Genomic DNA, 12,866 nt, shown 5'->3' with positions numbered 1-12,866 from the left:
TGTTCTTAGTGCAGGCTCTTTCTTTTGTCACTTATATTGAAAGATATTCATTTCCGTTTTTTTGCATTTGATTCCATTGTAAAAACTATATTAAAATAATTTCATCTGTACGAAGAAAATTAGCATGCAAAGAAGGCGGCTTACTTGCGAAAATCAAAAATTCTGCTTTTATATTTAATAGCAAGCTTTATTTGGATTTTCCTAACTGAATATCTGATGAAATATTTAGGACTGAATTTATCTGTAGTATTAATAGTGGAAAGAATTAAAGGGATTCTTTATATCATGATGACAGGCGGTTTTATTTATTTTTCGCTCATTAAAAAAGAAGAATTTGATTTCATCAAACAGGAGGAAAGAAAACTCTCCACCCTTATTAATTCGATGGTAGATTACGTTATATTTAAAGATGGGGAAGGGAGATGGATTCAAGCAAACCAATTTAGTCTAAAGCTTTTTCAATTAGAACATGTCCAATATAAAGGAAAAACAGATATCGATCTCACAAACTTAAACCCCTTTTACCGTAAAACATTGCTTCAAAACAAGGAGATTGATGAGCTTGCATGGAAAAAAGGAAAGCAATTTCGAAATGAGGAAAAAATTCTGCTTCCCAGCGGAGAGATGAAGACCTTTGAAACCATCAGGGTGCCCCTCTTTAACCCAGATGGCAGCAGAAAAGCATTAGTTGTAATTGGCAGAGATATAACGGAGAGATTAACGACAGAGCAAAAACTAAGTGAGAGTCAACAGCAATATAAATCTTTGTTCGAATATAATCCGGATCTTGTCTTTATGGTGAACTTAAATGGAACAATAACACAATTGAATCCCGGTTTTGAAATTATCAGTGGCTATCGGCGTGAAGAGTTTGTTGGAAAGCCAATATTTGAGTTAATTATCGCTGAAAGCCGGGAGAAGATTCTTGAACAATTTAACATTATTTTGAGTGGAGGAAGCCCGACCGTCAGTGAAGTAATAATTAAATGTAAGGCTGGCAAAAAGCTGATTTTAAACTGTACAACCGTGCCGATGAAGATTAATGATCAACTGGTAGGGGTTATCGGCTATGGAAGAGATATCACAAAGTTAAAGGAAACAGAGGAAAACTTAAGAAAAACAGAAAAGCTTTCAGTTGTGGGAGAGCTGGCAGCAAGCGTAGCTCATGAGGTACGAAATCCGCTCACTTCTATTAAAGGTTTTATCCAATTATTGGAAGTAGAAGATCAAAAAAACAAGCGCTATTTTGATATTATTTTGAATGAGCTTGATCGAATCAATGAAATTGTAAGTGAACTTCTTGTATTAGCAAAGCCCCAAGAGATCGTTTTTAAAAAGTGCAGTGTTATTCAAATTCTCGAAGATGTAACCTCTTTACTTAAGTCTGAATCCAATATGCAATCAGTCGAATTAATGTTACATGCTGATGATGAAATCCCCATGATTAACTGTGATGCCAATCAATTAAAACAAGTTTTTATTAATATCATTAAAAACGCTATCGAAGCATCCCCACGAGGCAAGCCTGTACAAATTAAAGTGTCGAAACATCAAAATAAATCCATTCTCATCCAAGTGAAAGATAAGGGAATCGGGATATCTGCTGAACGTCTCAAAAGGATTGGCGAACCGTTCTTTTCTCATAAAGAAAAGGGGACTGGCTTAGGACTAACCATTTGTTTCAAAATTATCGAATCCCACCATGGGAAAATTCTATTTGAAAGTGAGCTTGGAAAGGGAACCACCGTGGATATTATTCTACCTGTGCCATCTAAACAATAAAATTATTGTGCAAATATAATAGGGATGTGCCATTTTACACATCCCTTAAAACTGCTTACTCCCAATGAGTTTTGATAAACTCGTCACGTCCAGATTTTTGACGATCTTCTTTATATTCCTCAGGACTCTTTTTATAAAAATCTTGGTGATAATCCTCAGCAGGATAGAAGGTCATCGCAGGAAGGATCTCCGTAACAATTGGCTTCTTAAATTTTCCGCTCTCTGCAAGTGCCTGCTTTGATTCTTCTGCAAGCTTTTTCTGTTTTTCATTATGATAAAAAATTGCCGTTCGGTATGAATCCCCGCGATCATGAAACTGCCCGCCCGCATCCGTTGGATCAATCTGCTGCCAATAAATCTCCAACAACTTTTCATATGAAAAAACGGAAGGCTCAAACGTAATTTGGACGACTTCAAAATGTCCACTAGTTCCAGACTTCACATCTTTATATGTTGGATTCTCCACATGACCTCCAGAATAGCCAGATACTACTTTCTCAATACCATCCCACTGATCAAATGGCTTAACCATACACCAAAAGCATCCTCCCGCAAAGGTTGCCAGCTCGAATTGTTTTGTCATGTTGAAATTCCTCCCAATAAAGGTTGATTAATTAGGATATTATCATTTTAGTAGAGCGGAATCAATAATTAGACCTCTTATATCTAGTTATAAAAAAATTATATTTTAGAAATAATGTATCCTCTCTTGTTGTTCTTAATAATGAATAATAACAATATAATTGAAATATATTTATGATGGTGATGCCTCCTAACCATTATCAAACGGAGACACTCGGTCATGCTGTGGGTCCTAAAACCTTAGACGCTAGTCGTCAAGAGTGTGATGTGAGGGGGGGTTTAATGCCCCAATAAAATAAGAAAAGCGCAAGCGCCGCAGCTCTAGCGTACGGATTTCGTAGTCGCAGTCTTGAGATAAAGGAAACACAGTGAGGTAGTTCACTTGGAGCTAGACAAGATTAAACTTGTTAAATTATTTAGATGTTGAAAAATTTTATACTTTCCTATCCTTCAATAAAAGAATAATGATGCGATTCTTCGAGAAGAGTCGCATCATTATTCTTTTATCACTATACAAAAAAAATTTGATAGAAAAATAGAGTTATTTTAAAGGCTGTACAAAAAGGGGGTAATGTACGATTGACGTATCGCCAAAGAATGTCATTATTTGCCGTTATGGACTCAGTAATCGTGTTAACTGCAATATTCTTTAGTAGATTTTTGGTTACAGCTTCCTTTTATATTGTTACTATCCCAATTTTAGTTAGTTCAATCGTTTTACTTATAAGCCATCATTTTTATTCCCTTAAATTTAAACTATATAAAAAAGCTTGGGAGTATGCGAGTGTTGAAGAACTACTAATTATTTTTAAATCAGTAACTTTATCCATTCTTACAGCAGGGCTTGTTCAACAACTGATTAATCATGATATTTATTTTCGTGTTCTAGTTGTTACGTGGCTGCTAAATATCTTACTAATAGGCGGATCCAGATTCTGCTGGAGAATACTAGGCAATTTCGTTCTTAATAAAGCAAATAATAAGAAAAGAACTTTAATAATTGGTGCAGGTTCTGCAGGAATTATGGTAGCAAGACAACTAAAACGATCGAATGAGGCAGAACTTTTGCCAGTAGGCTTTATTGATGATGATAGCAGAAAAATGAATCTTGATATTTTAGGTATCCCTGTCTTAGGCAGGGTATCAGAAATTGAGAATATAGTGAGACTGCAAAATATTGATCACATTATTATTGCAATCCCTTCACTAAAGAAAAGGGAGTTAAATGTGATTTTCAACGAATGTGTTAAAACAAAGGTGAAAACTCAATATCTGCCTATGATTGAAGATTTAATAACAGGAAAGGTTTCTATTAATCAATTTCGTGATGTAAAGGTAGAAGATTTATTAGGACGTGATCCTGTCGAATTAGATATTGAAAGTATTTCAGAATATATAAAGGATAAAATCATTTTAGTTACAGGTGCTGGCGGATCTATTGGTTCAGAAATTTGCAGACAAATTTCAAATTTTGCACCAAAAAAACTATTATTGCTCGGTCATGGTGAGAATAGTATTTATTCTGTCGATTTAGAACTAAGGAATACATTTTCTAATTCCAGTATTGAATTTATCCCTATCATCGGGGATCTAAAAGATTTAAATAAAATGATGACTATTATGAAAAACTTTCAGCCTGATGTGGTTTATCATGCTGCTGCACACAAACATGTTCCATTAATGGAGGAGTATCCTGAAGAGGCCGTTAAAAATAATTTAATAGGAACTGTAAATCTCGCAAAAGCTGCAAGTTCATATAAAGTTGGAACATTCGTCATGATATCTACAGATAAGGCGGTTAATCCCACAAGTGTTATGGGGGCTACCAAGAGACTGGCGGAAATGATGATTCAATATTTTGATACTGTAAGTGAAACCAAGTTTGTTACGGTAAGATTCGGAAATGTTTTAGAAAGCAGAGGAAGTGTTGTCCCATTATTTAAAAAGCAAATTGAAAATGGCGGACCGGTAACGGTAACACATCCCGATATGGTTCGATATTTTATGACCATACCAGAAGCATCAAGACTAGTAATTCAAGCGGGAGCCCTCTCCAAGGGTGGAGAAATATTTGTGCTTGATATGGGAGAACCATTAAAAATTGTAGATTTAGCAAAGAAATTAATCAAACTATCCGGATACAAGGATGATGAAATAGACATTATCTTTACCGGGATTAGACCTGGAGAAAAACTCTATGAAGAATTGCTTAAAAAAGAGGAAGGATATGAGCAACAAATTTATCCCAATATTTATATAGGAAAAAGATCACTTATTTATGTAAATGAAATTGAGGACATTATCACAAACTTTTTGTTCTTTGATAAAGAAGATTTAAAAAGAAGACTCTTAGATTTGGCGAATAACAGAATGATGGACCATGCATTATTGGGAGCATCATTTTAAAATAATTGGATAGGTGGATAGAATCAATTGAAAAGAATAGTAGATGTGATCCTATCATTAATGTTATTAATTCTATTACTGCCACTTATATTGATGATTGGGTTATTAGTTCGAATCAAGTTAGGATCGCCAATCTTATTTAAGCAGGAACGTCCGGGATTATATGAAAAACCATTTTATCTATATAAATTTCGAAGTATGAATGATCAACTAGACAATGATGGACAATTACTTCCTGATGAACAACGTTTAACTTCGTTTGGAACATTTCTTAGAAGATATAGTCTAGATGAGCTTCCTCAGCTTTTGATTGTTTTAAAAGGGGATTTAAGCTTAGTTGGCCCGCGTCCGCTACTAATGGAATATCTTCCGTTATATACAAAAGAACAAGCAAAAAGACATTTAGTTAAACCAGGGATTACGGGATGGGCGCAAGTGAATGGAAGAAATGCTATTAGCTGGGAAGAAAAATTCGAACTAGATGTATGGTATGTGAATCATCAGTCATTATCTCTTGATTTAAAAATATTATGGTTAACAATGAAAAAGGTTCTAAAAAAAGAAGGTGTTTCACAGCAACACCATGTTACGATGGAGAAGTTTAAAGGAAGTTACGCGATGGAAAGAGAGGATAGCGGTTCAAAACATGCTTAAAGAATGGTCATGCATTTATTATTTTAAGAGGTGTCTTAGATGCTATATACAACAAAAGGCAAACGTATTTATCTTTCCACCCCGCATATGAGCGGTAAGGAAATGAAATATATACAGGATGCATTCGATTCTAATTGGATTGCACCGCTGGGATTTAATGTAGATGAATTCGAAAAAGGAATAGCAAATTATATCGGAGCCAAGGGAGCTGTTGCGGTAAGTTCAGGAACTGCAGCCATTCACTTGGCTCTTTCTTTATTGGATGTCAATAGAGGGGATACGGTGTTTTGTTCCACTCTTACATTTGTTGCCAGCGCAAATCCAATACTGTATCAAGGGGCAGAGCCCGTCTTTATCGACTCTGAGCCAAATTCTTGGAATATGTGCCCCAATGCTTTAAAGAGGGCATTCGAAGATGCTGCTATGAACGGTAAACTACCTAAGGCAGTTATTATCGTAAATCTCTATGGGCAATCTGCTAAAATGGATGAATTGCTTTCAATCTGTAAAGCCTATCAAGTTCCTATTATTGAGGATGCAGCGGAATCGTTGGGAACGATATATAGAGGAAAATTCAGCGGAACTTTCGGTGATTATGGAATATTCTCGTTTAACGGTAATAAAATAATTACCACATCAGGTGGGGGAATGCTTGTATCAGATAACGCAGAAGTAATAGACAAGGCTCGGTTTTTAGCTACACAGGCTAGAGATCCGGCAATATATTATCTTCATAGCAGATTAGGATATAATTATCGGCTAAGCAATGTACTGGCAGGAATCGGAAGAGGTCAATTAGAAGTGCTGGATGAACGAATTAAGGTCAAAAGGGAAATTTTTGAAACATATAAAAGAGAACTAGAGGGGTATTCCTGTTTATCTTTTATGAAAGAATTAGAGAATAGCTTTTCGAATAGATGGTTAACGGTATTAACCATTGATGATAAAAAGGCAGGTATTACAGTAGGTGAGATTGTAGACGCATTCGCGGAGAATGATATTGAGGCAAGACCAGTATGGAAACCACTTCACACACAGCCTCTTTTCAAAAATAGTAAATACTATCCGCATAATAATGAGAAGAGTATATCGGAAAAATTATTTTTAACAGGTATTTGCTTACCTTCAGGTACAAATATGACAAAAGAAGAACAAATAAAAGTAATAAATTGCTTGAAAAACCTATTAATCCATTCAAAATAACACAACGACAAGGATAATAGTAAAGATTAGAGTACGATTAATGATGGAGGTATATATGGATAAAACAATCAAATTTTTAGATATATTTACAATCCTAAAAAAGCGTTGGCTATTAATTGTACTCTTTACAATACTTGTGGCTGCTATTAGCGGCATTCTTTCGTATTTCGTCTTAACACCTGTGTATCAAGCTTCTACACAAATCTTAGTGAATCAACGAAATTCCAATAATCAATTGGACACCGCATTACTTCAAAGTAATGTAGATTTAATCAATACCTATAGAGACATTATAAAAAGTCCCATCATTCTGGACAAAGTCATTAATAATCTTAATCTTGATATGACCACTGAAAAGCTCGGCAAAAATATAACGGTAAACAGCCAGCAAAATTCACAAGTTTTTACCATTATCGTACAAAATAAAAATGCAGCAAAAGCCACAGAAATAGCGAATACTGTTGCAGAAACCTTTCAAAATGATATTCAGTCGATAATGAAAGTCGATAATGTCAGTATCCTTGCTAAGTCTGAATTAAAGCAAAATCCGATACCAGTAAAACCAAATAAGGTATTGAATATTACCATTGGTATTTTAGTAGGACTTATGTTTGGGACTGGATTCGCATTTTTGATTGAAATGTTTGATAATACGTTAAAAAATGATCAAGAGATAATTGATCTCCTTGGTTTGACCGTCATTGGAACGATTCCAAAAATGGAAAAGCGATTAACAAGAAGCAAAAAAAAATCCTCAAAACAAAAAGCAGGAGATGAGACAGTTGCTTCGGAAGCATAAAAATATTGTTAAAGAAGAAATAAAATTAATTACTTACTATCAACCTCAATCTTACATTACCGAACAGTACAGATTATTAAAAAACAATATACAATTTTCCTCTGTCGATAAGGAAATAAAAACAATTGTGGTTACCTCGCCTGAACCTGCAGATGGGAAAACGACAACTTCTGCCAATTTATCAATCGTTCTGGCGCAGCAAGGAAAGAGAGTTATATTGGTAGATTCTGATCTTAGAAAGCCTTCTGTACATTATTCTTTTAATATCAGTAATCTGCACGGACTTACAAATGTATTGACTCGAGAAATCAGCCTGGAAAACGCCATATTAAAAACCCATATCCATAATTTAGAAGTTCTAACAAGCGGACCAATACCTCCCAATCCATCGGAGTTATTAGAATCAAAAGCAATGGAACTGCTCATCTATCAGCTTCACTCGGGATTTGATTATGTAGTGTTTGACACACCTCCTATTCTCGCTGTTTCTGACTCACAAATATTAGCGAATAAATGTGATGGTGTCATTATGGTAGTATCAAGCGGGAAAACGCGAAAGGATGCTGCGTTGAAATCTAAGAATATTTTACTTCAGGCAAATGCAAGATTAATAGGGGTCGTAATGAATGGTATCGAGCAAAAGAGGAGAGAGGATTATTATCAATATGGCCCGTAAAGAAATTAAATTGCATACTAAGGAGGCGATTCCTTTGATTGATATTCATAATCATATATTGCCAAATTTAGATGATGGGCCAGCAGATTTTATCCATTGCCTAGACATGGTCCGTAACGCAATTAATGCAGGGATTACCCATCTTTTTGCAACACCGCATCATAAGAATGGACAATACGAAAATCCAAAAAAGGACATCCTCTTCCATGTACAGGAGCTAAATACTTATTTGGAAAGGGAAAACGTACCTCTCATTATTCATCCAGGACAAGAACTTAGAATTCATCATGACATTTTTTCCGCTATGGAGAGGGATGAAATACTTACGTTGAATAATCAGGGAAAATACTTATTGATGGAACTCCCTTCAAATGATCTTCCACGCTATACGCTGGAAATTGTCTACGAACTAATATTAAGGGGAATTCATCCAATCATTGTCCATCCGGAAAGAAATAGGATGTTGCTTGATAATCCCGCAGTTTTATTCGATTTAGTTCAAGAAGGAGCACTTGTACAGTTAACAGCTGGAAGTATCATCGGTTCTTTCGGAAAAAAAATACGTTCCTTTTCGGAGAAATTATTAAAGCATCAATTAGTTCATTTTATAGCATCTGATGCACATAACTGCACATCAAGAGGATTCTTCTTAAACGAAGCATATGAAGTAATTACAAAATCCTATGGTTCCGAGTTTACACTTTATTTGCAAATAAATGCTGAAGCTCTCCTAAATGGTAAACCAATCTTAACTTCACATCCTGTCCCAATAAAGAGAGGAATTTTTTCTTTTATGAAATAGCAGGCGCAAAGGATGGTGTTCGTTAAGGTGAATCATTTATATAATCCAAATAATCAGCTCAATAATCTATTTTTTACCTCTTCTTTAATCATCATGGCAATATTACTGCATCAATCACAAGTATTATTTGGTATCAATATATCATTTTCAGATATTTTTTGTTTTGTTCTATTCTTCATTATGATGATAAAAAAGGAAGTCATCATCCCTGTAGTACCAACTATTTTTTTTCTGATTGTTTCCATGATTGTTCTATCTTCTGCAGTATTTTTTATTCCAGCCGTTGTAATGTACAATCCTTCCGTAATGTCGATTGCAAATGATTATATAAAGCTAATAGCCATATTTATATACTTTATAACTGGCTACAATCTTACACATAAAAATTTAGTGAAAACTACGATCAAATGGTATTCTGTTTCCGGAATGGTTATTGGGGGACTAGGAGCCATTTTTACTGTTTTAAATATCCGTCTTTTTTCTAATCTATTATATTTTGATGACACAAGATACCGAGGGTTTATGATAGATCCGAATTATTTCTCTGTTCTCCAAATAACTTCTTTTGTTTATTTTAGCCGCTCAGAATTAAAGATGCGCTATAAGGCAGTGGCTTTTTTTATTTTGCTTTTTTCGGTATTAATTTCAGGTTCCAAAACAGGTATCATGACTCTAATTGGCTATTTAGCACTTCGAATGAGTGAATACATTCTTTTAAAAAGGAAAAGAGGCCTTGTTATTGCAGGACAATTGATTGTAGTTGGATGTCTGCTTGTCTTCATTCCTGTTCTTTCAACATCATTAGGCTATATTTTCAATTATTTGAGTACAATAGTGCCTTCTTTTTCAAGAGTACAGCTGCTCTTTACGGATTTTAGTGGAGCACTTTCAGAAAATGGTTCAGGCAGAACCGTAACATGGGAAGTGGCTATACAGCTAATCAAGCTTTCGCCGCTAATTGGAATTGGGATCGGAACGTATTCCAGTGTGGCAAATGAATTATTTTATGAAAATCATATATCCCATAATACATTTCTTCAATTATCTTCAGAATGGGGGATTCCACTTGCTTTTTTCTTCTTTACTTATGTCTTGATATTAATAATTAAAGCAACAACTTTAAAAATAACAAATAAGAACACTAACTCTATGTTAAGAGATATCATTGTTATCCTACTATTAGGATCCTTGGCGATATCATTAAATAACGCAAGGATTCTTTGGTTGATATTAGGGGCGCTAGTATCTTCTTTAAATCCGAATAATTCAGTAAATGATGCGGGGGAAAAAGATGTTCAAGAGATTTTATCTTTTTATCAAAAGAAAAAAGGATATAATGCATAGCTTCAACAGAAATCTCGCTTATATGTCCGCAGGCACTTACGCTTATGATAACAGTATCAAATATATTATGCGATGTGATCGCTACACCATCGATAAGGCTAATGAAATCTTTCAAAAGAATTATTATCAAATATTAATAAGATTCGTCATTTTATTATTAAGGAAAATGGTATTTAATCAAAAAATCAGGATTTCAGAGTTTCATAATAAAACGGATAACTTTTCCGGATGTGTCTACAGACCAGTTAGAAGCATTACAGGCTATAACGACAGCAGAATATTCGACTTTCATCATAATAAAGTTTTAACGATATTTGCGACAAAAGATGATTTTCATTCGGTTCTTAATAATAACGAATATTTTAAGGACTATTTTCCGCTTCCCAAAATACTATGGATTGACGAAACAAATTTATTAATCATGGAAGAACTAATACAATTTCAACAATATAGTAATTGGCAATCGAAAGACTATCTATATATTATTCAAGAAATTTTTAATCGATATTTGGATTATTTTAATGACTGCAAACAGAAAGGAAATATTTCCTATAAGAGCCCGGAATCTTTTTTGTGGGAGGGGAGTGAATCACACGAAATAAAATCAATTTTAAATGAAATACATCCAATTTTATTAAATATGAATTACCCATGCTTAAAACTTCATGGTGATCTGTGGACAGCAAATATCATGCTGATAAAGAAGGCTACCAATCAAATTTGTATGATCGATTGGGAGTATGCCAATGTTTATTTATTTTTCTATGATTTTTTTAATTTAATGTGGCTTGAGGTATATGTAAATAATAACGAATTTTATATTTATCACTATATGGATGGCGAAATGGATACTTATTTTGAAAAGGTATTTGCTTTATTTGATTTAACCTTTCACAAGGAATATCGTTTAGATTATTTATATATTTTCTTTTTGAATTTTTACAAGGAACGGGTTTTGTCTTTGCATAAAAGTGAGAGGCATAAATTTATAAATCGGTTCAAAAAAACAATTGGACTATTAAAAAAGGGAAGCGAGCAAAAACAAAAATTGAGTCAGTAGGCGATTAAATGAAAAAAACCGTGATTATATTAATGTTGGTAACAATTATTTCGAAAATATTGGGATTTGCAAGGGATATCACATTATCGTATTTTTACGGAGCATCAAGTATTAGTGATGTTTATTTAATCTCCTTAACGATACCTGCGATTATTTTTTCCATCGTTGGGAAGGGCATATCAGTTGGTTTTATTCCCATGTATACGCGTATAGAAAATAAAAGCGGTTCCGAAAAAGCATCTTTATTTACAAATAATTTAGTTAATTTGCTGCTCGTCATTTCGATCATAATCTTTCTTATCGGAATCATATTTACGGAAACCATTGTTAAAATGTTTGCATCTGGTTTTGAAGGAGAGACGCTGGCTTTAACTGTTCATTTTACAAGAATATCACTAGTTGGTGTCTTTTTTACCGCCTTAATATATATATATTTAGGATATCTGCAAATAAAAGGAGCATTTATTATTCCTGCCGTTATGGGTCTGCCCGCCAATTTCATTACAATTGGCGCTATTTTTTTAAGCTCCTTTACAAATCCTTATCTTTTATCCATCGGGAGTGTACTATCAACCTTTTCGCAGCTTTTGCTTCTTTTTATTTTTAGTCACAAGAATCATTACCGTTATCAATTTACCCTTCATTATAAAGATGAAAATATAAAAAGAATGGCTGTATTGGCTTTACCTGCGATAGTCGGTACGTCCGTCGCACAAGTAAATTTATTAATTGACCGAACGCTTGCTTCACAAATTACGAAAGGAGGAATAACGGCATTAGATTATGCAAATACATTAAGCGTCGTTATTATCGGAGTATTTGTAGTATCGATAAGTACCATCCTTTATCCAAAAATATCGAAGCTTATTGCTGAAGGGAATATAGATGGCATGAAATCAATATTTTCAAATGCTATTAACATCATAAATATTTTAGTCATTCCTGCCGCAATAGGATGCATGTTCTTTTCAAGGGAAATCGTGGAATTGCTATATGGAAGAGGCAAATTTGATTCCCACGCAATAGAGTTAACTTCGTATGCGCTGTTTTTTTATGCATTAGGAATAATCGGTTTAAGCCACAGAGAAAATTTATCAAATGCCTTTTACGCTCTTCAAGATACAAAAACACCGATGATTAATGCAGGCCTCGCAATGTTTCTAAATATCATTTTGAATCTCCTATTATCCAAAATTTTAGGAATTGGCGGCATCGCATTAGCAACAAGTATTTCAACTACTTTTTGCACTTTTTTGTTAATAATCAGTTTAAGAAGAAAACTAGGAAGACTGGGTTTAAAAAAGCTCTCCTATTCCTTCATGAAGATTATGATTGCTTCACTAGCGATGGGAGGAATAAGTAAGTACATTTATAAATTATTCATCAGCACAACCGGCCATATATTTACATTTATCTTTGCTGTTGTGATAGGAGGATTAATCTATTTTGTGCTTTTGTATCTTTTAAAAGTAAAGGAAATAGACACAATAATTTTATTGGTAAAGGGGAAATTAAAGAAATCGTTGGCAAAGGAAGCAGCTTAAATGCAGGAGGAATT

At 34.1% G+C, this 12,866-nt stretch carries 11 protein-coding genes; 10 read left to right on the top strand and 1 reads right to left on the bottom strand.

Features of this window, described 5'->3' with window-relative positions; all coding sequences use genetic code 11:
• Positions 1-144 precede the first annotated feature (144 nt).
• On the top strand, positions 145-1,782 hold the full coding sequence (locus NSQ59_RS13315; RefSeq protein ID WP_340831641.1) for a PAS domain-containing sensor histidine kinase: 1,638 nt from the start codon (positions 145-147) through the stop codon (positions 1,780-1,782).
• A 55-nt stretch (positions 1,783-1,837) separates the two neighbouring features.
• On the opposite strand, the gene msrA is transcribed toward NSQ59_RS13315, so the two are convergent.
• Complete coding sequence (msrA, locus tag NSQ59_RS13310) at positions 1,838-2,365, bottom strand: peptide-methionine (S)-S-oxide reductase MsrA (RefSeq protein WP_340831639.1); 528 nt, start codon at positions 2,363-2,365, stop codon at positions 1,838-1,840.
• Positions 2,366-2,943: 578 nt separating this feature from the next.
• Here msrA and NSQ59_RS13305 point away from each other — a divergent pair.
• The 9 genes from NSQ59_RS13305 to murJ are packed head-to-tail and all read left to right on the top strand — an operon-like array spanning position 2,944 to position 12,852.
• Positions 2,944-4,770 carry a polysaccharide biosynthesis protein gene (locus NSQ59_RS13305; protein WP_340831637.1) on the top strand — a complete coding sequence of 609 codons (1,827 nt, stop codon included), beginning with the start codon at positions 2,944-2,946 and terminating at the stop codon, positions 4,768-4,770.
• A gap of 27 nt (positions 4,771-4,797) precedes the next feature.
• Entirely contained in the window at positions 4,798-5,424 is a 627-nt protein-coding gene (locus tag NSQ59_RS13300; RefSeq protein ID WP_340831635.1) for a sugar transferase, read from the top strand.
• A gap of 39 nt (positions 5,425-5,463) precedes the next feature.
• Positions 5,464-6,627: a DegT/DnrJ/EryC1/StrS family aminotransferase gene (locus tag NSQ59_RS13295; protein ID WP_340831633.1), complete on the top strand. Its 1,164-nt coding sequence runs from the start codon at positions 5,464-5,466 to the stop codon at positions 6,625-6,627.
• Between the two features lie 55 nt (positions 6,628-6,682).
• Entirely contained in the window at positions 6,683-7,426 is a 744-nt protein-coding gene (locus NSQ59_RS13290; RefSeq protein WP_340831632.1) for a YveK family protein, read from the top strand.
• Positions 7,401-8,102, top strand: a complete 702-nt coding sequence (locus tag NSQ59_RS13285; RefSeq protein ID WP_445669207.1) for a CpsD/CapB family tyrosine-protein kinase — start codon at positions 7,401-7,403, stop codon at positions 8,100-8,102. The genes NSQ59_RS13290 and NSQ59_RS13285 overlap by 26 nt, the downstream gene beginning before the upstream one ends.
• A 34-nt stretch (positions 8,103-8,136) precedes the next feature.
• On the top strand, positions 8,137-8,904 hold the full coding sequence (locus tag NSQ59_RS13280) for a tyrosine-protein phosphatase (protein ID WP_083489439.1): 768 nt from the start codon (positions 8,137-8,139) through the stop codon (positions 8,902-8,904).
• Positions 8,905-8,931: 27 nt separating this feature from the next.
• The gene (locus NSQ59_RS13275) at positions 8,932-10,248 is read left to right on the top strand and encodes an O-antigen ligase family protein (protein WP_340831627.1); all 1,317 of its coding nucleotides are present in this window, start codon (positions 8,932-8,934) and stop codon (positions 10,246-10,248) included.
• Positions 10,196-11,308, top strand: a complete 1,113-nt coding sequence (locus NSQ59_RS13270) for a phosphotransferase (RefSeq protein WP_340831625.1) — start codon at positions 10,196-10,198, stop codon at positions 11,306-11,308. Before NSQ59_RS13275 ends, NSQ59_RS13270 begins: the two co-directional genes overlap by 53 nt.
• Positions 11,309-11,316: 8 nt before the next feature.
• Positions 11,317-12,852 carry a murein biosynthesis integral membrane protein MurJ gene (gene murJ / locus NSQ59_RS13265; RefSeq protein ID WP_126646953.1) on the top strand — a complete coding sequence of 512 codons (1,536 nt, stop codon included), beginning with the start codon at positions 11,317-11,319 and terminating at the stop codon, positions 12,850-12,852.
• The last annotated feature ends 14 nt before the right edge of the window (positions 12,853-12,866 follow it).

The organism is Margalitia sp. FSL K6-0131, from assembly GCF_038008735.1.
Lineage (GTDB): Bacteria > Bacillota > Bacilli > Bacillales > Bacillaceae_C > Margalitia > Margalitia shackletonii.
This window is presented reverse-complemented; position numbering and strand designations above follow the sequence as displayed.